This is a genomic window from Spiroplasma endosymbiont of Cantharis nigra (assembly GCF_964019925.1).
GTDB lineage: Bacteria > Bacillota_I > Bacilli_A > Mycoplasmatales > Mycoplasmataceae > Spiroplasma_A.
The window spans coordinates 345,561-368,094 of record NZ_OZ026470.1 but is presented as its reverse complement, the minus strand read 5'-3'; the positions used below and the strand labels follow the sequence as shown (position 1 = coordinate 368,094).

Below are 22,534 nucleotides of genomic sequence, written 5' to 3'. Positions count from 1 at the left end.
ATTTAACTAACCGCCTTTATTTTGATATCTTTTTTTCTTAAATAATCATTGTTAATTTGAGTCAAACCATAATTTATATCTAAAGAATGTATTGCATTAAAATATTGATTATTAAGTTTAACTAAATTTGAAAATTCTACATCATTTGCAAATTTTTCAGTATTTTGAGACACTAAATCCATAAACTCATCTTGCTTACTATTAAATCATTTTGATTTTTCTTTAACATTTTCTTTAAACAAGTTAATTTCTTCTAGCATTTGCTCTTGCTTATTGTTTTTTTCAAAATTTTCAAATGTATTATATAGATTTTTTATTTTTTCAATATCTTCTGTTTTACGTAATTTTTTTAATTTTAAAAGATATTTATTTTTTTGTAGTTCGTACTTCTCACTATATTTTTCATAAACAGCTTCTTTTTTATTTAAAATAATTATTTCTTTTTCTAGTTCTTTGATATTTTTTAATTCTTCTTTTGAAAAGAAATTATTTGTTCTTAATAAAAAGACATCTAATTGAGCATAAGCTTCTTTTTTAGTTAAATTATTTCTTTGACAATAAGCATAAACTAATAATTTATTTATCTTTTGAATTTCTTTTAATTCATCAGGTCTTTCTTTATAAATCAATAATGTTACTAAAGCACTTGAAGCAAGAGTTATTAATAAACACATTGAAAACATTGCTACATTAACAGAGCCACCAGGAATATAACCTGTTATTGAAAATATTCCATAACCTCCTGGAACATGCATTTTAACTCCAATAATACCAGAGATCATTCCACCAATAGCAGCTCCAATATTTCCAGCCATAAATGGTTTTTGTTTTGGTAAGTTTATTCCATATAATATAGGTTCTGAAACCCCTATTAATCCTGCTGGAATATTTGCAATTCCTATAGCTCTTAATTTAGCATCTTTGGTTCTAATAATTAAGCCAATTAAAGCTCCTACTTGTCCATAAACACCATACATTAAACCTGGACTTAATAATTGTGGAATTTGTTGTTGAACTTGTACAGAAATTGGCATTGCAATAGCAATGTGAATCCCAAGGACAACTGCTGGTTGTCAAACAAATGAAAAGATAGCAACCCCAATTCCTAAGGGAAGTAATCCAATTTGATTTACAAGATAACCAATTCCATATTCAACAAGACCTAATGTTGGTCCTACAAAAAAGAATGTTGCACTTACTATTACAATAAAAGCAAGTGTATGTCTAAAAATTATATCTACCATTGATGGCATTCAAGTTTTAATTCATTTATCTAATCAATAATATCCAATCATTGCAGCTACACAAGGCAATATTGTATTTGCGTATGCTTTAATCCCTATTGATACATCTCCTATTTTGAATCAAGTTCAAATAGGAGTTGCATTTTGAAATAAAAATGGATTTGCAATTACTAAACAAATTAGTAACCCCATTTGAGAATTTCCACCTAAATATCTAATTGTATTGTAACCAACAAATAATCCTAGAAATTTAAAAGCAACATCCGTAATAATGTAAAAATACTGACTAAAGTGATCAATTTCTTCTAAGGAACCCGCTGGCCCAGGTTTAACTAAAACTCCAGCTTGAATTAAAATACTTTGAACAGCCATTAACATTCCCACACCAATAAAAATTGGTAAATTAGGAACCATAACCCCTGCTAAAGCAGCCATAATTCTTTCTTTAAAAGGTCTTTTTACTTTAACTGCATTTGTCTCTTTCAAAAGATTATCATTTAGTATAGTAAAGGCTGTAAATACTTTTTGAACCTCTCCACCAATAATTATTTGAAGCTCTTCACCATTTCAATGAGTCCCTTTTACTAAACTTAGTTTCTCTATACTTTCTAAATCAACTTTTGATTTATTTTTAATAATTAATCTAAAACGTGTCATACAGTTATAAAATTTAGAATAATTTGCAGAAGTTCCTACAAATTCATAAATATCTTCTGCTACTTTATCATATTTATTTATAGATATAAGTGCATCTATATTTTTTAAGATATCTTTTTGATTATCTAAATAAAAATAACCAATCTCATCACCTTTTTTAACACTTTTTACATCATCATTTAAAACAAATTTTCAATTCTCTTCTAAATTCTCTTCAATAACTATCGGAGTAGCAAGAGAAAGTTTATTTTTCTTTATCATATCAAAATTAACTTCAACAAGTTTATCTTTTAAAGAAACTTGTTTATTAATATCTGTAAAAATTTTAAAAGGCTTTCCTTTTAAATTCACTGTATCTAATCCTATATGAATTAAAACATTTGGACCATTTTTACATTGTATAAACATCGCATGTTTTGTATCAAAAATCATATTGATATTTGCTTCTTCAAATGGTGAATAAAAAATATTAGATTCTGGTTCTATATAAATACCATCTCCAAGCATTTTTTCACTAAAAACACCATCTTTTAAATCTTCAATTTTGAAAATTTTTCCATCACATGGTGCATAAAATTTTATTTTTTCCATATTATCCTCCAATTAGTATTATCTCTAAAAATAAAATTAAAAAAAGACTCTTAAGTCTTTTTTCTTTTAAATTAAATTAATTAAAGTAAATTAATAGCTTCATAAAAAAATGCTAATATATAACTCATTGAAATATTTCTATAAATATAATTACTTGGAAATTCTTTTAAATCTAAAATAACTCTACTTTTATATGTATTAAGTTTATATTTCTGTGAACTTGAGCAAAATATAAATATATTTTCATTTGTTTTTATAATCTTTTCATAAATTTTAATTAGTATTTCATTACCTTGACCTGCAAAAAAAAGTAATATTGTGTCCTCTGAATTAATTTTTTCAAGATATGTATAAAATAAATAATCATTAACTATGTTAATAGTATCAATATTATTTAAATTAAATAACTCGACAATTAAATTGGAATAATACTTTAATTGACTAGAACTTAATATATAAACTTTGCGATCTTTAATGTTATTATAAATCTTAAAAACACTTTCCTTCATTTGAGAAAAAATATTTAGGTCTTTATTTTCTTGATTAAAATCTAAATTTGGAGCTATTTGTTCTAATAATTCAAATTTTAATAATGAGATTAATTCTCTATATCCCCTTAATTTAAGTTTTTTAGAAAACACTGTTAACAAACTTTCAGATACATGAATACAATCAGCAAATTCTTTTATAGATAAGAAATTCTGATTAATATACATTTCTATTAACTTTTTTGCAATTAGCGTATCATTCTTATTATCATTATTTTGTGATATTTTAGTTAACTTATCAAAAATCATAATTACCTTTTCTAATTATTTTTATTTAAATAATATTTCTTATATAAAAATAATAATAACTCAGAATTTTAAAATTATGTAGAAAATTTTAAACTCTATTAAATTTTACTTTATTAATTTAATTTTTATAATTTAGTCTCTAAATTATTAGTTTTAAATTATAATATTATACTCCTATTTAAAAAAGATGGTTAACCTCACCATCCCTTTAATTATATGTACTCTTATATTACTTTTCATTAAAATTAGATTTATTTATATACAATACAAAAATTAATTTATCTTTTTATTGTTACATTTAAGGAAAGTTCAAAGTCTCCTTTTATAGTATCAGATTCATATTTTTTAATAATAGTAGCTCCCGATAAATTCCCAGGACTTTCCATTATTGTAACTCAATTTAAACCTACAACGCTAGTTTCAGTACCTGGTCTATCCTCTATTAATCTAATTGATACCATTGTTTCAGAAGCCTCTTCGGTAAACACTCTATCATCATTTTTATAATCTGTTGCATTGACATTGAATTCTTCTTTAGTTTTAATATTTGAAAAAGATCAATATGGTTTTACTATCTTTTGTTTTTCATTAGGATTTGAATTAAAGTAATATTTATATTCATTTAATGTTTTTACAAATACTGATTGAGAATCGCCTATACCTAAGTCCAAAGTAATAATTTCTTTATGATTAAATTTTAGTAAATCATAAATTTGATATTCAGTAATAATAAAGAAATCACTCAAAATTTGTCAAGATGTAAAGTATTGATTTTTGTCATATCCAGAAAGTGAAATATTTTCATATTCAATATTATCTATCTTAAAATCACCAATAAAATCTACTTTGTATTGTTGGTCTAACTTATCATAAACATAAAAGTTTAATTTCTGAACTTCTACATTATCTGAAATTAATAGTTTTCAATAAAAATTTTTATCAATATTATTGCCAGAACTATCTAATGCTCCAAATTGGGCCTCTAGCTTTTCAATATTTAAATTTGTAATATTATTTTCTCTTTTATACTTTTGTCATTCAATTAAGTTTTCTTGCATTTCTTTTTTTCTATCATAACTTTTATTTGGTAAAAGTTCATTTTTATTATCTACTTCAAAATTTGAAGTAGATGTTTTTAATGAAAATTTATCATTTGCCTTTAAAGAATCTTCATCATTTTTTATTGTAAATGCTGTAACTTGATTTACAGAAGCTAATCCTAAACCAAAGATAGCTAAAGTGTTTAAAAGTTTTTTCATTTGTTTATTTTCCCTTCTTTCAAATTCCCACCCGCACCCATTTTTTAATATAATTAAATTTTATAACAAATATAATAAAAAAATAGAGTTATTAGATTTTTAATTAACTTTTAAAATTAATTTTATGAATTGATGTTATACAATAAATTCATTTATTTTCAAAAAATTTATTACGTTATTAAATTTTTTAAGATATAAATTGACTAAAATAAAAATATCCATTATTTATATTAATTTTTATTTTATATTTTATTATTTTTTAAATATTTTATTATTTTTTTCTGTTTTGACTCATCAAAGTTTTATGAATTAATTCCATATTTATTGATAGTTTTATAAGATTTACTAACGGTAATTTATTTTTAATTAAATATGAAAATAAATAGTTAATTTGATGATAAGTTTGTGCTGCAATTTACTAAGGAGTTTTCATCGGGATTAAATTTAAATGATAATATATTTTCTTGCAATAAGTATTTTCTAAAAGATTGAACATTAAAAATATCTTTTATAAAAATTTTATATTTTGAGTAAATACCTAAGCTCGCTTTTGATCCTTCAAATATTTTTTTCTAGTTTCTAAAATTATATAATTATCAATTATATCTGAAATCTCATCAATATTTTGAACATTTATAATTACAGTTTTTCTTGTTTTGAATAATCTATTAATAGATTTTCAACTTTATTTCTCCAATATGAATCTAAATTTACTCCAGGTTCATCCATAATAATAATTTCTGGATATTTTATAAATCATAAGATTAGATTCATACGATTTTTCATAACTCATGAAAAATCTTTTCTTTTCTTTTTTTTATTATCTCAAATATCAAAATACTGCATACAGTATTTTACTTTTTTATTAATTTTTGACTTTTTAATCCCCATAACTAATTCAGTATCTTTTAGAAAATTAAAAGCTGAAATATCATATAATGAGAAATCCATTTGAGTATACCCTATTACACGATTTGATTTATGATCGCTATGTGATTTTCTATTAATATTATTAGTAGTTATCTTTCCCTTATACTTTTTGATTATTGCTATAAATGGATATCATTTTTATTAGTAATTCAACAAAATCAGTACTTTAAAAAGACTTATCAAAAAAATATATTACACTTTTAGACTTACCTAACTTCCAAAAATTTTAACTCTAAATCATGTCCTCATATATAAAAAATAGTTTGCAGATATCTGCAAACTATTAAATTTAGATTATAATATTTTTTTATAAAAGTATTATAATTGATAAAAACTACCTAAATTTGAAGTTATATTTATTATTAAACATAAAAATATTATCTATGAAAATACAATAAATGCTTTTTCTCCAAATCTTGTTCCATCAATTATTTGATCTAAATCAAAGTACATATTTAAGTAACCCAAATTTCAATAAAATATTTTTTCATTATAATAATCACTATTTACCTTAATGTTATATATTGTTGAAAATATTCCTTCTTTATTATGACTTCTAGAGTATTTAGTTGTTGTCTCTCCTGACGCACTACTTTCACTACTAATTGAAGATCTAGAATCAAATAAATATGGTGAAGTTAATGGTAAATTTGACAATTCTAAAAGATTATTTCTATAAGAAATTAAAGTGTTGTTAGCGCTCAATGAAAGAGCTCGACTCATTCTATGTACCCCACCCGTATTATCTCTTTCAAAATAAATTGCATTTGTAAAGTCAGATTTCTTAATAGCCATTAAAATATCTTCTTTGGAATTATTATTTTCCAAATAGTTATAATTATAATCAACACCAAAAATTTCATGAAATGCTTTAACTGATTTTATAGAAAATTCAGTCATATCATCTAAAATTTCTTCTGAACTTTGATTTGAATCAATTATATAATTAGTAGCTATTTTAAAGTCAGGTAAATTATGAACATATTCATCATCAGAAAATTTGATTGAAAGTCCAGTTAAGTCAACATACTTCATTGAAAATGAGTTTTTGTATTGTTCAGTTTGTTTAAGCTCTTCATTTAAGTGTAAATTTAGATCTTTAATAAAATTTTCTTTTTTTATATCATAATCCTTTTTTCAAACATTAAGATTCTTTTCAGTAAAATAATTATTTCTTAATATAAAATTTGTTGGATTAATATCAGGATTTTTTCTAAAAATACTTTCCAACATTAATTGACCTTCTTCAGTTTTATAATCAAACTTAATTGACTCTTCATTAACAAATGATTTTGGCTTATTAATAGAATTAAAAAGAGATGTTGACGTTAATTGTGAGCCTTTATAAAAATTATCTGTTTCAAAAGATAAAGGCAATGTTGGTAATTTACTAAAATAATTAGTTTTAATAAACTTAGTAATAGAATCTTTAAATCCATTTGTTTGTGCAGTATTATTTCAGTAATTGTCCATTTCTTTATCAATATTTCCATATGCATCTAATTTACTTTTTGATCCATTAATATCATTTCACAGTAAATTTGAGTATTTTATGGCATCTGAATCTTGTGATGAAAAATAATCCTTTGTAATATTTTTATAAAATTTATCAGATGAATCTTTTAATGTTGCATCATTTGTTAGAGTATATTTAAAAGAATCATTAATTTCTAGTAATTCAATATCTTTTTCACCTTTGTATTGAATTTGTATTTTAAAGTCTAATAAAACATTTCCTAAATATAATGATTCACTTTCATTTGTATTAATATCCAAAGTACTTCAATCAAACACAATTCCCTTGTATAAAGTACTTACATCATTTAAAAGAATATTATACTCATTAATAAGTTTTAATTTATTTAATTTAGATTCTAATTGAGTAATATCTAATATTCTATTAATATCATCAACTAAATGTACTAAGTTTTTTTCTCCAATTTCACTTGCAGTTCTACCCTTAAATGTTCTAATAGTAGTTTTATTTAAAAACTTATTTTCCTTTTCATTAATAGTTAGACCTATCATTTTTTCATAAACACTATTTTGTAAATGATCTACAAAAATTTTATTAACATCTTGCTCAAGTTCCTTAACTAATTTGTCATATTCTATTTCTGGTGGAGGCTTAGTTTCACCATTACCACATGCAACTACAGTTGCACTTGAAGTTGCAATTAAACTAACTGTTCCTAATAAGCTTAATAATTTTTTCATGTTTTCTCCTTAATTATTTTATAATAATACATTAATTTTATATTTATAAAAAACAAAACCTATGATTATAAAGAATAAATAAAGTCTAAAAACATTTTTAAAATACTTGTATATAATAGGCAATCTTAAAAGAAACTGACAATTATTGTCAAATAAATTGTGAGTTTTATATGTAAATAAGTGTAATTTTGATTATTATTTATCTATAAAGTGAATTTCTTGATTTAAATTTAGAATTTTTTATGGAACAAAAAATATTTCCATAATATCATAAAAGAAAGTATTTTTGCTATCATCTTTTTAAGGATTCAAGCTATTTTATTACAACTGTACTGTTCCTTTTTTTTCGGACACCTATATTTTATAACTAACTCTATTATTATTATAAAAATATTGATACATTTTCAAATTATAAATGTATTCATTTACAACATTGTATTTATATCCTTCCTTGATTGCTTCTCTTTTAAGACTACTTCAAAAACCTTCAATATATCCATTGTCCATTGATCTACCAATTCTAGACATACTTAAACCAAAACCAAATCACATTGTAGCTAAGCAATATTGATAAGATTTAAATTCTGAGCCATTATCAGAGTGAATAATTGAGTTTGGTTTAAATGTTCCAAATTCATTAACCATATTAAAAAATGACTCTAATACTAATTTCATACCTTTAATATTTTTAGTTACCTAACCATAAACCTTTTTAGTGTTTACATGATAAAAGGCACAAATGTATAGTTTGCATCCTGCTATTATTTTCTCGGTAATATCTACAGAGAAAATATCTCCATAATTTTTCAAATCTGTTTGATATTTAAATAATCTAGGATACTTAACAATTTTTTCTGGAGTAATTGATTTATTCTTTTGTATTTTATAGTTATTAGGTTTTAACTTTAGAAACTTCATTATTCGCAGAACTTTTTTATGACTACAATTTAGATCTAAATACTTCATTAATCTTCTAGAACCATAGATTTTAACTTCATTTTTATAAACATCATTAATTCTCAAAACCAAATCTCAATTAATTGCCTTAATTTTTGGTTTACCTTTTGATATTCAATCATAGTAAGTACTTTTTGCTAAATCAATTAGTCTACAAAGTCTTCTAACTGAAATATTTGGGTATTTAATTGTAAAGTTATAAACTACTTTTGATTTAAATGTATTTAACTCTCACTTATTTACTTCTTTCTATCAATCATTTCTCTTAATTCTTTAAACATTTCATCTCTTAATTTTAAATCTTCACTCTCTCTTTTTGATTTTTTAAGCTCTTTTTTTAAATTTATAATCTCCTCATTATTGACTTTAAAGGACTTTTTAAATCCACTTCTTCCATTTTCGTCATAAATTTTTATTCAGTTTTTTAATCTTTATTTATCAATTCCTACTGCTTTTGAATACTGTCTAATAACAAATTGGATTTATAAAAATTCAATACTAATTCAATTTTTTGATTGATTGAATACTTAGTCAAAATAAAACCTCTCTTCGTTCACAAATATTTTATATCAATATATAAAGTATTTTTAAAATGTGTCCTAAAAAAGGTTACACTACACTATTTTATTACAACTTTCTCCATTTTGATATTTTTCTAATACTATTCCCTTTTTTCATTATGAGTAATAAGCGATTATGTCCCTACATATTAACAAGCGACTTTGTCCTCCTTTATAATCAATAAATGGAGGTTTTATGAAAGGACTACTATTAAATACCATGAAACAAGAACAACTAAGATTAATTAAACAATTATCTTTAAGAAAAGAGTCTATTAAAAATACAGCCTATAAATTAGGTTATAGTGTTAGACACACAAGAAGAAAACTTAAAGAATATCAAGAGATTGGAGCAAAAGCCTTTATTCATAGAAATACCAATAAAATACCTATAAATAAAATTCAACAATTATTTAAAGATGAAATAATTGAATTATTTCAAACTAAATATTATGACTTTAGTATTAAACATTATTGAGAGTTAAGTTGAAAAAGAAAAATAAGTTACTCTGCAATTAGGCACATATTAATAGAAGAAAATATTTTAATTGATACTCTTAACAGAAAAACAAAAAAGGATATTCGTAAAAATTTAAAGGCAGCAAACCAAGAAAATTTAACACGCGAGTATCTTTCAAATTCAATTATAACAAGCAAACCCCATCCTACGCAAAAGAAAATTGTAAAATTTGGAGAAATCTACGAAACTGATGCTTCAAATCATCAATGAATTAAGAACTTAAAATGCCATTTGCATATTGTAATTGATAAAGCTAGTAAAAGGATTTTGGCAGGTTATTTCAGCGAACAAGAAACTACTGAAAGTTATTATAATATCTATAAAAAAGCCTTTAAACATTATGGTTTACCAAAACTAAATGTAAGTGATAATCGGAATGTTTTTAGTAGTAAAAATAATCGTGACCATTTTGGGGATAGTGTCTCAAATACACAATTGCAGTTTATTTTTCACTCTTTAGGAGTAAATACAAAAACAACGTCAATCCCTCAAGAAAAGGCATTAGTCGAAGGAACTTTTGGAACATTACAAAGAAGATGACCTCAAATAATTAGACTCTTAGATTTAAAAAATATTGAGCAGTTAAATAATTATTTACCCCATCTTATTCAGGAATACAATCAAGATTTTTCAATACCTTTAGAGCAATTAGAATCAGTAACTAGAAAATTTGATCAAGATGAAGATATTGTTTTCTCTTATCGAAGTGAAAGAATTATTGATAATGGTCATAGTATTAGTTTTAAAAAAGATAAGTGATTTATATGTAAGGGCTATACTCCAATTTACTTTAAACCAAAATTAAAAGTAATGATTATGGAAACAATAAATAAAAAGCATTATGCATTAATTGGAAATGACATTTACAATCTTATTCAAGTTGAAGATGAACGTTTACATGGAAATGTTAAAACACTATCTAATGAAGAATTTGAAACTACTAAAGTACCCAAAATTGACTCTCCTTGGAAAGCAACTAACTGATATTTTTTTGATAGAAAAAGAAAAAATACAAGATCTATTTATTAGATAAATCTTGTATTTTGGGACATAATCGCTTATTATCTACAATTTTTCTAATACTATTCCCTTTTTTTCATCTATTATTTTTGGCATAAAAAAACAACCTCTTTATTGAGACGTTTGGTCTCTATAGATTGTCTAATCATATTTATTATTAAATTAATTTTTAATATCTCTATTTTCTAATGCTTTATGAATTGATTCCATATTTATTGGTAATTTCACAAGATTAACTAATGGTAAATTATTTTTAATTAGATATAAAAATAAATAATTAATTTGACGATAAGTTTGTGCTGTAATTACTAAGGAATTCTCAATTTCATCATACTTAAATGATTTAATATTTTCTTGCAATAAATATTTTCTAAATGCCTCAACATCAAAGAAATCTTTAATGAATATTTCGTATTTTGGATATATACTTAATTCGTCAGTTGAACCTTCAAATATTTTTTTACCACTTTCCAAAATTGCATAATCATCAATAATATCTGAAATTTCATCGATATTATGAACAGTGATTATGATTGTTTTACCCTGATTTTTAAATTCAATTAATAAATTTTTTACTTTATTTCTTCAATAAGAATCTAAATTAGCTCCTGGTTTATCCATAATAATAATTTCTGGATCTTTTATAAAGCAAAGAATTAAATTCATTCTATTTTTCATTCCTCATGAAAAATCCTTAACCTTTTTCTTACGATGTTCTCAAACATCAAAATATTTCATTCAGTATTTTACTTTCTCATTAACTTTATTCTTTTTTACACCCATTATCATGCAACTATCTTTTAGAAAATTATAAGCAGATATATAATGTAAAGCAAAGTCCATTTGAGTATAATAACCAATCACTCTATTTGACTTATGATATTTTGGTGACTTTCTTTTTATGTTATCAACTGTTATTTTAACCTTATATTTTTTAATTATGCCTAATAAAGAATTTAAAAGAACTGTTTTTCCACCACCACTTGTACCTAAAAGACCTGAAATTCTTCCTTTTCCAATTTGAAAACTTATTGGTCCAATTGTATTAGATTTAAATTTTTTAATAAATTTGTCAAAGATAATTAAATTTTTCATATTTTTTTACCCCTTTTTTATTTATTATTGTAAATCTGAAGAATTAAATTTATAAAAAGCAATAAAATATAGAACTAAACTAATAGCAATTTGAGCAATTAAATATCAATATGTATCTATACCTTTATCCTAAGATTGTGGATTTATAAAACCATTTTTTACCTTTAGATTATAAGTTTTATATGGTAATAGTAAAATTTTTTGTGATTCTAATTCAAAATTAGATTTTAAATTCGGATTAAATCAAATATCATTATAGTTCATCCCAGCATAATATGTATAGTTTACAAGTACATTTGATAAGAAATTAAAATTAAAGAATGTATTGTAAACTGTTCTACTAGAAAGATATTCTTTCAATCTTCAGTTAACTCATCAAGTTGATATGTTGTAGCAATAACATAGTTCGAAGTATAATTTATGAAATAGTCTTCCAATATTCTAGTAGTAAACATTAATGGATTATAAATTGTTGAATAAAAATTTTCACTTGAGTTATAGTTTTCATCCATGTCCCCTTGAATAACTCTTTCTCCATCAGTTTGTTGAATTCTTAATCCGTTTAAGTTCATGAAGTGATTTTGATAAAGATCTTTTAAAACCTTTTTTGCAGGTAATGTTTCACCTTCATAAGTATTATTTACACTATTAATTAATTCTATATAACCATTTTCTTGTGTAACAATATTTCTCTGTTCATCAGTTTATTCTCAACAAGTACCAATATTATTTGTATCACATGACTCAAGTTGAATATAATCATCAAATAAATAATAAAAATTTTTTTGAAAATCATTTGTATATGAATTAATAAAATTGTTAAATTCTAATAATTCACTTAAAATATTAAACTTATTATAACCATTTTCATCATAAGTTTGTCGATTAGTATTTTTAATTAGAGCCTCCAATTCTTTTATACTAATAAATTTATATTTTAAATAAGTTTCTACTCTTATTTCATCACCATATTTTCAATCTGAAATTTCAGATTGAAAAGGAACTGATGAAATCTTTGCATCAAAGCGAATTTTTAAAGGTTCATCATCAATAATTCCCAAATCTTTTCAAAGTCTTTTTCTATTATTTATATTTTCATCTGTATTTATTGTACTAATTCTATATTTTTGCTCTAGAAAATTATCAACAATATACTTAATTAAGTTTGGATATGCAATTTCAGATTTATTTACATAAGAAACTAAATCAAAAGAGTTATAAACACTATCTACTTTTAAAAGAACATTACCTGATTGTCCTGAAAAAGTTAAATTTTGTGTTTTTTCTGATGTTTTTAAGAACTGATAAGGTAAAGATGAAATAAAACTAAAAGACATAATTAAAGTAACTATAACTATTGCTGCTTGTGGAGAAAGAACAGCTAATAAAAATAATATAAAATTTGATAATAGTATTATAATTAAAAATAAATATATTGTATAAACAGTCGCTGCTCTAAAAATAACAAGACTACTAATATTTGCTATTGCAATAATTAAATAATTAATTGTAAATAATAAAAAACAATAAACTAAAATAACTGCATTTGTTGCAACAAAAATCTTTGATCTTTTTAAATGTTGAGTTGAGATTATATTTATTTTTTATCTGTTTTTTTAACATAGAAAAAATAATTTAACAATCTCGTTGAGATTAGAATTACAATTGCACACGTATGTATTAGTACATAATAATTAAAAACTATCATTTTTATATCTGATGTTTTGAATATCATTAAAATAATACCTACAAGAACTGATAAAATAAAAATGACAACTTTCTATTGAGTGAATATAATTCTCTAAGTATACATAATGTTAAAAAAAACATAGAATGTATACAAAGAGAATTTTTTATATGTCAAATGTTACAGGTAATAAATCAAATATTTTAAGTATCAAACAAAAGCAAGAGTTAGTAAATAGACACTATAATGAAAATAGAACTTTTAGAGAGCTTTCAATTGAATATGGTGTATCTTATTCAACAGCAAGAAACCTTTGCATAAATTATAAAATATATGGAGCTGAATGTTTAATTTCAAAAACAGGAAAGCACAACAAGCATTCTAGTGTTAGACCAAATTCTTTAGACCCAAAAGATAAGGAACTAGCAATTCTTAAAAAGAAAATTAAATGATTAGAAATGGAAAATGAAGTTATAAAAAAGTTCAATGAAATGATGGAAAATCAAAAGAAAAAATAAATTATATTTATAAAATCATAGAAGAATTTAAATACAAATATCGTATTTCGGATTTATGTAAGCTTTTAAAAATTACTAGATCAAGTTACTATAGGTGAGTTAGCAATGGTAAAAAGGATTATATTATAAAAATAGACATTAATATTGCAAAAGAAATAAAGTTTCACTTTTTTAAATATAAAGGTATTTATGGTAGTCCAAGAATAACAATATGTTTAAAAAATAAGGGAATAAAGATTAGTCAAAATAAAGTAGCAAGAATAATGAGAATATATAAGATGTATTCAGTAATTAGAGTTAAAAAGATGATTAGAAAACCTAAGGAAAAGAAAAGTATTACTCATGGACCCAATATTGTTAATAGAAAATGAGAAATTTATGAGAAGAATGAATGCTGAGTGACTGACATTACTTATTTACCATTAAATAATAAATTTGCTTATCTTAGTATTTTAAAGGATGTTAAGACAGGATTTATAGTTGGTTATAAATTGTCTAAAATAAATGATATAAAAATTTATAGAGATACTCTTATTAATTCAACAAAATATAGAAATGACATAAGTAAATCGCTTATAATTCACTCTGATAATGGTTCTCAATATACATCATTTTTTGCAAAAAACTATTCAAAAAAGAATAATATAATTATTTCTTTATCAAGACCTGGAAATTCAATAGATAATGCAATTTGTGAAACATTTTTTTCTTCATTAAAAGAGGAATGAAAAAAAGAGTTAAAAGTAAACTCTTTTGAAAAATTGGAAAGCTCTATTAGTAAATATATTCACTTCTATAATTATGAAAGAATACGAGTTAAAACTTCTAACCCTCCATCTTATGAATACTTTAATAATTGAAACAAAATAAAAGTAATTGCATTAAATGCAATTACTTTATAAAAAAACATTTTGTATACTTGACAAAGTATATTCAACTTTCTATTGAGACTGTTGGTCTCCTTAAGGTTGTCTATTCTTTACTTCTTTAATCTCGCATTTTTAGGTTTGACTTTTTTTATTTTTTTATTTTTTTTAGTTATTATGTCTTGTTTTAAATTATGTTTTTCAATATTATTAATTTCTGTTATTCCTTTACTTTCCAAAGCCTTATGAATGGATTCCATATTTATTGGTAACTTTAAAAGATTCACTAAAGGTAAATTATTTTTAATTAAGTATAAAAATAAGTAATTAATTTGGCGATAAGTTTTAGCAGCAATTACTAGTGAATTTTCATCACTGTCATATTTAAAAGATAAGATATTTTCTTGCATTAAATAATTTCTAAATGAGTTAACATCAAATTGATCTTTAATAAATAATTTATACTTAGCATAAATATCTATACTTTCTTTTGACCCTTCAAAAATTTTTTTACCACTTTCCAAAATAATATAATCATCAATAATATCTGAAATTTCATCAATATTGTGAACAGTAATAACTATTGTTTTACCTTGTTTTTTAAAATCAACTAACAAATTTTTAACCTTATTTCTTCAATAAGAATCTAAATTTGCTCCTGGTTCATCCATAATAATTAGTTCTGGTTCTTTTATAAAGCATAATATTAAATTCATTCGATTTTTCATTCCTCATGAAAAGTCCTTTAGTTTTTTAGATCTATGCTCTCAAATATCAAAGTATTTCATTCAATATTCAACTCTTTGCTTTATCTTATCATTGTTAATTCCCATTATCATACAACTATCTTTTAGAAAGTTATATGCAGATATATCATGTAATGTAAAATCCATTTGAGTGTAGTACCCTATTACTCTATTTGCTTTTTGATAACTATGTGATTTTCGATCTCAATTATTTACTACAATTTTTCCTTTATACTTTTTTATTATTCCAAGTAATGCATTTAAAATAACAGTTTTTCCACTTCCACTAGAACCAAGCAATCCAACAATTTTTCCCTTTTCAACATTAAAACTAATAGGTCCTATTAGATTTGTTTTAAACTTCTTTTGAAAATTATCAAATACTATTAATTTTTCCATTGTCTTATTCCTTTTATTACTGTAAGTCAGCAGTATTAAATTTGTAAAAAGCTATTGCAAATAATACAGCACTTATTATAATTTGTACTATTAAATAAAAATATGGTTTAGCTGAATTATTATATGAAAGTGCCTCTAGTTTATTTTGATTTAATTTAAAAGTAAAAGTACTGTAAGGTAGCAATAAATTCTTCTGGCTATCTAAGATTAAGTTTGACTTAACTTCTGGATTAAATCAAACATCACCATAACTTAGACCAGAATAATATGTATAATTTAATAATACATTTGATAAAAAATTAAAGTTAAAAGTAGTATTATAAATTTTTCTTGATTTTATATAGTCTTTTCATTCATCACTATCAGCATTAATTGTATAATTAGTTGCAACTACATAATTAGAAATATAGCTTATAAAGTAATCTTCCAAAATTCTAGTTGTAATCATTAAGGGATTGAATAAAGCTGAGTAAGCATCTTGAATATAACTTGAGTCCATATCTGTTGTAACAATATTTTTGGCATCATTAGTTTGAAGTCTTAAACCCGCTAAATTAGTAAAATAATTTTGATAAATATCAGTTAAGTAAGATAATTTAAAAGCTCTCTTATTACTTTTTGTTGCTTTGGTATTTAAATTTGAACTAGACTTTTTAACTAATTCAATATAGCCATTTTTTTGCTTTTCTAATTGTCCTTGTTCATTAGTTAAGTTTCAACATTTACTTTCATTAAAATTCTCACATGACTCTAGTTGAATATAGTCATCAAATAAGTAATAGAATTTTTCTTGAAAACTATTAAAGTAATTATATATAAAATTATGAAACTCATAAATCTCTTTCAATATTAAATATTTATTATAACCATTTTCATCAATAAGTTTTTGGTCAGTTGTATCTATTAAATTATTTAATTCCTTTAAGCTAATGAACTTATATTTTAGGAATGTCTCTATTTTAATTTCATCACCAAATTCTCAATCTGAAATATCTGAATTAAATGGAACTGATGAAATTTTACCATTAAATTTAATTACAACTGGCCTATCATCAATTATGCCTAAATCTTTTCAAATATTTTTTCTAATTTCAATACCCTCTTCATTACTAAAAGTACTTGTTCTAAATTTTTTTTCTAAAAAACAATCTAAAATATATTTACTTAGATTTGGATATGCAATCTGTGATTTATTTATTCTAGATACTAAATCAAAAGACTCATATAAATTATCTACTCTTAAAGTAACATTACCACCCTCTCCTGAAAAAGAAAGATTTTTACTTTTTTCAGATGTTTTCAAGAATTGATAAGGTAAACTTGATATAAAACTAAAAGACATTAATAAAGTAACAATAATTATTGTTACTTGAGGTGATGATATTGCAAATAAGAATAATATAAAGTTTGACAATAAAATCACTATTAAAAATAAATAAAAAGTATACACTGAAGCTATTCTTATAACTACAATATTATTAAAATTAAATAGACTTATAAATAAATAATTTAATAGAAATAATAAGTAGCAGTACATTCAAATTACTAAATTAGTTACAACAAACAGTTTAGTTCTTTTTAAATGTTGCGTTGAAATTATATTTATTGTTTTATCAGCTTTTTTAATATAAAAAAAGTAATTCATCAATCGCATTGTAATTAATATTACTATTGCACAAGTATGGATAAGTACATAATAGTTAAAAACAATAACTTTTGTCTCTGATGATGGTAATAATGCTAGCATTAATCCAATTAATAAAGATAAGCTTATTGAAATTAAATACATAATCATAAATGTTTTTTCTCTTATAATACTTTTGAATTGATACTTAAAAATAGTAAAAAAACTAATATTTTCTTTAATATCTTTCATAAATTTACTCCCTTTAGGTTTTTTATTTAAGAAACTATAATTATAAAATATATTTAGTTTTTTAATTTATTTAATTTGAGGTTACTTCCTTATTAGGTTAGTATCACCTAAATAAAATAGTGTAGGTGAAACCTTTGTTAAATCCATATGATTACTAAAATTTAGCTTTAGATAATCAAACTCAAAGGTTGTATTAAATAATATTTCATCATTAACAGTATTTCTTGTAATATAAACTGCTCGTTCTCTATAACTATCAGTTCTGATTTGATATCATCTATTATCCATATTTGCTGGATCACTTCAATCTACTGCAAAATTAAAGTTACTTTGTTTAGAATTTTTAAGTAGTTCATATCTATAATCATTTAAAGTAGAGTTCGCTGTTAAACTTAAAATAGATGATATTTCATTACTATCCGAGCTTTTATTTAAATCAGGATATGGTCATACTTTGTTCCATTCCTTTTTTACTTTTGAATCATTATTTTTAAAATAAAATCAATTAGGTCTAGCTAAATGCTGTTGTTCTTCAGGATTAAGATCTATTCCATATATTTCATAAAATGCATTCATAGCAACTTCTATATTCTGAGCTATATCTTCTTGAATTTCTTCTCTAGATATTCCATTATTTTTTACATATGATAAATTTAAATGTACATCTGGCATACTAATAAATGTATTATTGTCGACTTTATAACTTAATTTAGTTACATTAGACCCATACATTCTTATACTATTTTTTCTTATATCTTTTGTTTCTTCTGTCAAATGTAAGTTTTTTTCAATTTTATCTAAACTGCTTTCCAACTGCTTAATAATTAAATCATCAGCGTCATTCTTTGTAGCATTAAAAATTTCTGAGAAATCGCCCTCATTTTTAAATAAAATATCTTGATATTTAGTAATGGTAGAAGAATCACTTATTTTTTTTGCTTCTGATCGATATGAAATATCTCTTGTTAATTTTTCAAATTGACCATATTCAAACTCTTTTAATTCCAATTGAAAATTTTCATTAACAAAAGTTCTAAAGCTATCTGAATAGTCTTTTCCATTTAAATAATCTAAAATTTCTTTATCATTATTTTCCAAATAGTTCTTATTAATATCTAACTTTTCACCACTAATTGAACTAACTTCATTCAATATAAATTTTTTTTCAATCTGAGCATAAAATTTTTGAACTTTATCAGCAATTTTTTCATTATCCGTTAATGATATAACACTATTTAAGTTTGTTATTTTATACTCTTCACTATTTTTTTCTTGATTTTTATAATTAACTATAATTGAATAATTAAACTCAATTGTACTAAATCAAGTTAAAGTTCCATCTACTTCTTTATTTATATTTAATAGATTAATTTGACTTGCAACAGGTAAATTAACTCCTTGATAGACATTATCTACTCCATTTAAAATAATTGAGTAGTTTTCTTTTTTTGCTAAAGAGTTAATTTTATATTTTAGAATATCCTCTTGTAGTAATGAATTAAAATCTTTTGAAAAATCTTCCATTATTGAGTAGTCACCAACTTTTGATTGACTTCCATCCATGAATTTTTCTATTTCAGATTTCTTAATAAATCTAAAACTTTCATTTGATTTACCCTCTTTAATGTAAAAATTCTTAGATACTTCTTGTAAATGTTCATTTACAATTTGATTTATTTCTGCTTTAAATTCATTTAAAACTTTATCATAATTTGTAACAACTGGTCTAGTAGTATCGCCACAAGCAACAACAGTTGCACTTGCTGTAGTTACTAAACTAATAACACCTAATAAACTTAATAATTTTTTCATTGTTCTCCTTTTTATTACCTAGTCAATATTCAAGATGATTTTATTATAATGCTTAATTTTATAAACACCACCCTATTATAGTGGTAAAAAGAGTTATAAATTGTACTGTTTCTTTTTTTCGGACACCTATATTTTATAAATAACTCTATTACTATAAAAATATTGATACATTTTCAAATTATAAATATATTCATTTAAAATATTAAATTTATAACCCTCCTTGTTTGCTTCTCTTTTAAGAGTACTTCAAAAACCTGCAGTATATCCTCCATTATCCATTGATCTGACTATTTTAGACATAAACCAAATCACATTGTAGCTAAGCGATATTGATAATATTTAAATTCTGAACCATTATAAAAGTGATTAATGGAATTTAGCTTAAATGTTCCAAACTCATTAACCATATTAAAAAATGACTCCAATACTAATTTCATACCTTTAATATTTTTAGTTAAAAACCATAAGCTTTTTTAGTGTTTACATGATAAAAAGCACAAGTATATACTTTGCATCCTGCTATTATTTTCTCTGTAATATTTACAGAGAAAATATCTTCATAATTTTTTAAATCTATTTGATATTTAAATAGTCTAAGATACTTGTCATTTTTTACTAGAATAACTGCTTTATTCTTTTGTATTTTATAGTTGTTAGGTTTTAACTTTAGAGACCTCATTATTCGCAGAACTTTTTATGACTACAATTTAAATTTGAATAAACTCACAATAAATGATTCAAATAATTCAAGAGCAGGTTTTTTAAGCAACTTACAGAAATTTTCTTAGATCGTTTCTATAATATTCAAAACCAAAGCCCAATTAATAGCCTTAATTTTTGGTTTACCTTTTGATATTCAATCATAGTAAATACTTTTTGCTAAAACAATTAGTCTACAAAGTCTTCTAATTGCAATATTTGGGTATTTAATTGTAAAATTATAAACTACTTTTGATTTAAATGTGCTTAACTTTCACTTATTTACTTCTTTCTATCAATCATTTCTCTTAATTCTTTAAACATTTTATCTCTTAATTTTAAATCTTTACTCTCTCTTTTTGATTTTTTAAGCTTTTTTTTAATTTATAATTTCCTCATTATTGGCTTTAAAAAACTTTTTAAATTCACTTCTTCCATTTTTGTTATAAATTTTTATTCAGTTTTTCAATCTTGATTTATCAATTCCTACTACTTTTGAATATTGTGCTAATAACAAATTGGATTTATAAAAATTTAATACTAATTCAATTTTTTGATTGATTGAATACTTAGTCAAAATAAAACCTCTCTTCGTTCACAAATATTTTATATCAATATATAAAGTATTTTTAAAATGTGTCCGAAAAAAGGTTACACTACATATTACAAAAGGAGTTATAAATTGTAAGTAATTATGTACTCATAAATTAACAAATAATTTTGTCCAAATCTATAATAAATGAATAAATTCTTTGTGAAAGGACTAATAGTAAATGGGATGAAATAATAAAACCAAATCCTAATTAAATAATTATATTTAAGAAAGTAATCTCTTAAAATGACATTCCTTAGGTCAGAATATAGTATTAGATATACGAGAATAAATATTTAGAAATTGTATTTAGTAAAAATTCAAATCTGTATATTATTGAAAATAACATAATTATTTTGGTGACACTATTTTAATTACAGATATGCAATTTATTTTTCAATATCTAGAAGAAAGCACAAAAAATGGGTTGCTTTCAAGAATTCCTTTTATAAAAAGTAAAAAAATGCAAAACCTATCTAATAAATGGATTTTGCATTTTAGGACATAATGGCTTATTATAAAAATTGAAAATTTTAAAAAAATAAATTAAAATTTTTTAAAGATTTTTACTCATTTTTTTCTAAGGCTTTATAAATTGATTCCATACTAATTGATAATTTTATTAAATTTTTAATCGGAACTGATTCTTTTAATAGAAATAAGAATACTCAGTTAATCTCTTCAGCAGAGTTTGAAGCAAATACAATTGAATTTTCTAAAGGATCATATTTGAAAGTTTTTATTTTTTTAGAATTCATAAAATCTCTGAATTTTTTAATATCAACTTTAACACTAAAAAAGATTTTAAACTTATTATATAAATCTAATTCTTTTTTTGAACCCTTAAAAATAATAGCTCCTGATTCAAGTATTATATAGTCATCAAATAATTCTGCTAACTCATCAATATTATGAACAGTAACAACTATTGTTTTACCCTCATTTTTAAATTTTATTAGAAGATTTTTAATTTTATTTCTTCAAATTGAATCTAGATTAGCTCCAGGTTCATCTAGAATAATAATATCGGGTTCCTTAATAAAGCAAATTATAAAATTCATTCTATTTTTCATTCCTCATGAAAAATTTTTTAATTTTTTATCTTTCTTATCTCATAATTCAAAAAAAGTTAATCAATATTCAATCTTTTCCTTTATTTTATTTTTTGCCAGACCAAAAATTTTGCAACTATCATATAAAAAATTATATGCAGAAATATCATAAAGAGAAAAGTCCATTTGAGTATAGTAACCCATACTTTTGTTTTCTAAATATGATTTCCTACTTCTTCTATTACTTTTTTTAAGTATAATTTCACCTTTATATTTTTTAATAATTCCTGTTAAAGCATTTAATACAACTGTTTTACCACTGCCACTACCACCTAATAAAGCCGTAATTGAACCCCTTTTAATATCAAAACTGATAGGACCAATTTGATTTGCTTTAAACTTTTTTGTAAAGTTTTTAAAAGTAATTATTTTCTCCATAT

The 22,534-nt window shown here is 22.9% G+C and carries 21 protein-coding genes; 3 read left to right on the top strand and 18 right to left on the bottom strand.

Features of this window, described 5'->3' with window-relative positions; genetic code table 4:
* Nucleotides 1-2: 2 nt before the first annotated feature.
* From AACL04_RS01560 to AACL04_RS01530, 7 genes are all read right to left on the bottom strand, one after another.
* Nucleotides 3-2,492, bottom strand: a complete 2,490-nt coding sequence (locus AACL04_RS01560; protein ID WP_339030787.1) for a glucose PTS transporter subunit IIA — start codon at nt 2,490-2,492, stop codon at nt 3-5.
* Between the two features lie 80 nt (nt 2,493-2,572).
* Complete coding sequence (locus tag AACL04_RS01555) at nt 2,573-3,289, bottom strand: hypothetical protein (protein ID WP_339030784.1); 717 nt, start codon at nt 3,287-3,289, stop codon at nt 2,573-2,575.
* Nucleotides 3,290-3,567: 278 nt separating this feature from the next.
* A complete protein-coding gene (locus AACL04_RS01550; protein ID WP_339030782.1) occupies nt 3,568-4,548 on the bottom strand; it encodes a hypothetical protein in 981 nt (326 codons plus the stop codon).
* A gap of 639 nt (nt 4,549-5,187) precedes the next feature.
* Nucleotides 5,188-5,499, bottom strand: a complete 312-nt coding sequence (locus AACL04_RS01545) for a hypothetical protein (RefSeq protein WP_339030780.1) — start codon at nt 5,497-5,499, stop codon at nt 5,188-5,190.
* A gap of 360 nt (nt 5,500-5,859) precedes the next feature.
* Entirely contained in the window at nt 5,860-7,695 is a 1,836-nt protein-coding gene (locus AACL04_RS01540; protein ID WP_339030779.1) for a lipoprotein, read from the bottom strand.
* 354 nt (nt 7,696-8,049) lie between these two features.
* Nucleotides 8,050-8,370 (bottom strand): hypothetical protein, encoded by a 321-nt coding sequence (locus tag AACL04_RS01535; RefSeq protein WP_339030777.1) that lies wholly within the window; start codon nt 8,368-8,370, stop codon nt 8,050-8,052.
* Nucleotides 8,371-8,391: 21 nt separating this feature from the next.
* Entirely contained in the window at nt 8,392-8,718 is a 327-nt protein-coding gene (locus tag AACL04_RS01530) for a hypothetical protein (protein ID WP_339030775.1), read from the bottom strand.
* A 690-nt stretch (nt 8,719-9,408) separates the two neighbouring features.
* On the opposite strand from AACL04_RS01530, the gene AACL04_RS01525 reads away from it, so the two are divergent.
* A complete protein-coding gene (locus tag AACL04_RS01525; RefSeq protein WP_339030773.1) occupies nt 9,409-10,761 on the top strand; it encodes a hypothetical protein in 1,353 nt (450 codons plus the stop codon).
* Nucleotides 10,762-10,914: 153 nt separating this feature from the next.
* Here the strand turns inward: AACL04_RS01525 and AACL04_RS01520 are convergent, their stop codons facing one another.
* The 3 genes from AACL04_RS01520 to AACL04_RS01510 form a co-directional block, all read right to left on the bottom strand.
* Nucleotides 10,915-11,847 (bottom strand): ATP-binding cassette domain-containing protein, encoded by a 933-nt coding sequence (locus tag AACL04_RS01520; RefSeq protein ID WP_339030772.1) that lies wholly within the window; start codon nt 11,845-11,847, stop codon nt 10,915-10,917.
* 284 nt (nt 11,848-12,131) lie between these two features.
* The gene (locus AACL04_RS01515; RefSeq protein ID WP_339030770.1) at nt 12,132-12,419 is read right to left on the bottom strand and encodes a hypothetical protein; all 288 of its coding nucleotides are present in this window, start codon (nt 12,417-12,419) and stop codon (nt 12,132-12,134) included.
* A gap of 132 nt (nt 12,420-12,551) precedes the next feature.
* Nucleotides 12,552-13,184 carry a hypothetical protein gene (locus AACL04_RS01510; RefSeq protein ID WP_339030767.1) on the bottom strand — a complete coding sequence of 211 codons (633 nt, stop codon included), beginning with the start codon at nt 13,182-13,184 and terminating at the stop codon, nt 12,552-12,554.
* 520 nt (nt 13,185-13,704) lie between these two features.
* Between AACL04_RS01510 and AACL04_RS01505 the strand changes: the two genes are divergently transcribed.
* Nucleotides 13,705-14,052 (top strand): hypothetical protein, encoded by a 348-nt coding sequence (locus AACL04_RS01505; protein WP_339029627.1) that lies wholly within the window; start codon nt 13,705-13,707, stop codon nt 14,050-14,052.
* Nucleotides 13,983-14,954 (top strand): IS3 family transposase, encoded by a 972-nt coding sequence (locus AACL04_RS01500; protein ID WP_339030764.1) that lies wholly within the window; start codon nt 13,983-13,985, stop codon nt 14,952-14,954. The genes AACL04_RS01505 and AACL04_RS01500 overlap by 70 nt, the downstream gene beginning before the upstream one ends.
* A 77-nt stretch (nt 14,955-15,031) precedes the next feature.
* Here AACL04_RS01500 and AACL04_RS01495 read toward each other — a convergent pair whose 3' ends face one another.
* The 8 genes from AACL04_RS01495 to AACL04_RS01460 form a co-directional block, all read right to left on the bottom strand.
* A complete protein-coding gene (locus AACL04_RS01495) occupies nt 15,032-16,063 on the bottom strand; it encodes an ABC transporter ATP-binding protein (protein ID WP_339030762.1) in 1,032 nt (343 codons plus the stop codon).
* Nucleotides 16,064-16,079: 16 nt separating this feature from the next.
* Entirely contained in the window at nt 16,080-17,939 is a 1,860-nt protein-coding gene (locus AACL04_RS01490) for a hypothetical protein (RefSeq protein WP_339030760.1), read from the bottom strand.
* Nucleotides 17,940-18,020: 81 nt separating this feature from the next.
* Nucleotides 18,021-19,751, bottom strand: coding sequence for a lipoprotein (locus tag AACL04_RS01485; RefSeq protein ID WP_339030758.1), 1,731 nt, complete (start codon nt 19,749-19,751; stop codon nt 18,021-18,023).
* 126 nt (nt 19,752-19,877) lie between these two features.
* Nucleotides 19,878-20,051: a hypothetical protein gene (locus AACL04_RS01480; protein ID WP_339030756.1), complete on the bottom strand. Its 174-nt coding sequence runs from the start codon at nt 20,049-20,051 to the stop codon at nt 19,878-19,880.
* Nucleotides 20,039-20,188: a hypothetical protein gene (locus tag AACL04_RS01475; RefSeq protein ID WP_339030754.1), complete on the bottom strand. Its 150-nt coding sequence runs from the start codon at nt 20,186-20,188 to the stop codon at nt 20,039-20,041. Before AACL04_RS01475 ends, AACL04_RS01480 begins: the two co-directional genes overlap by 13 nt.
* A gap of 17 nt (nt 20,189-20,205) precedes the next feature.
* A complete protein-coding gene (locus tag AACL04_RS01470; RefSeq protein WP_339030753.1) occupies nt 20,206-20,430 on the bottom strand; it encodes a hypothetical protein in 225 nt (74 codons plus the stop codon).
* 399 nt (nt 20,431-20,829) lie between these two features.
* The gene (locus tag AACL04_RS01465; RefSeq protein ID WP_339030750.1) at nt 20,830-21,027 is read right to left on the bottom strand and encodes a hypothetical protein; all 198 of its coding nucleotides are present in this window, start codon (nt 21,025-21,027) and stop codon (nt 20,830-20,832) included.
* A gap of 581 nt (nt 21,028-21,608) precedes the next feature.
* Nucleotides 21,609-22,532 (bottom strand): ABC transporter ATP-binding protein, encoded by a 924-nt coding sequence (locus AACL04_RS01460; RefSeq protein ID WP_339030747.1) that lies wholly within the window; start codon nt 22,530-22,532, stop codon nt 21,609-21,611.
* Nucleotides 22,533-22,534 lie beyond the last annotated feature (2 nt).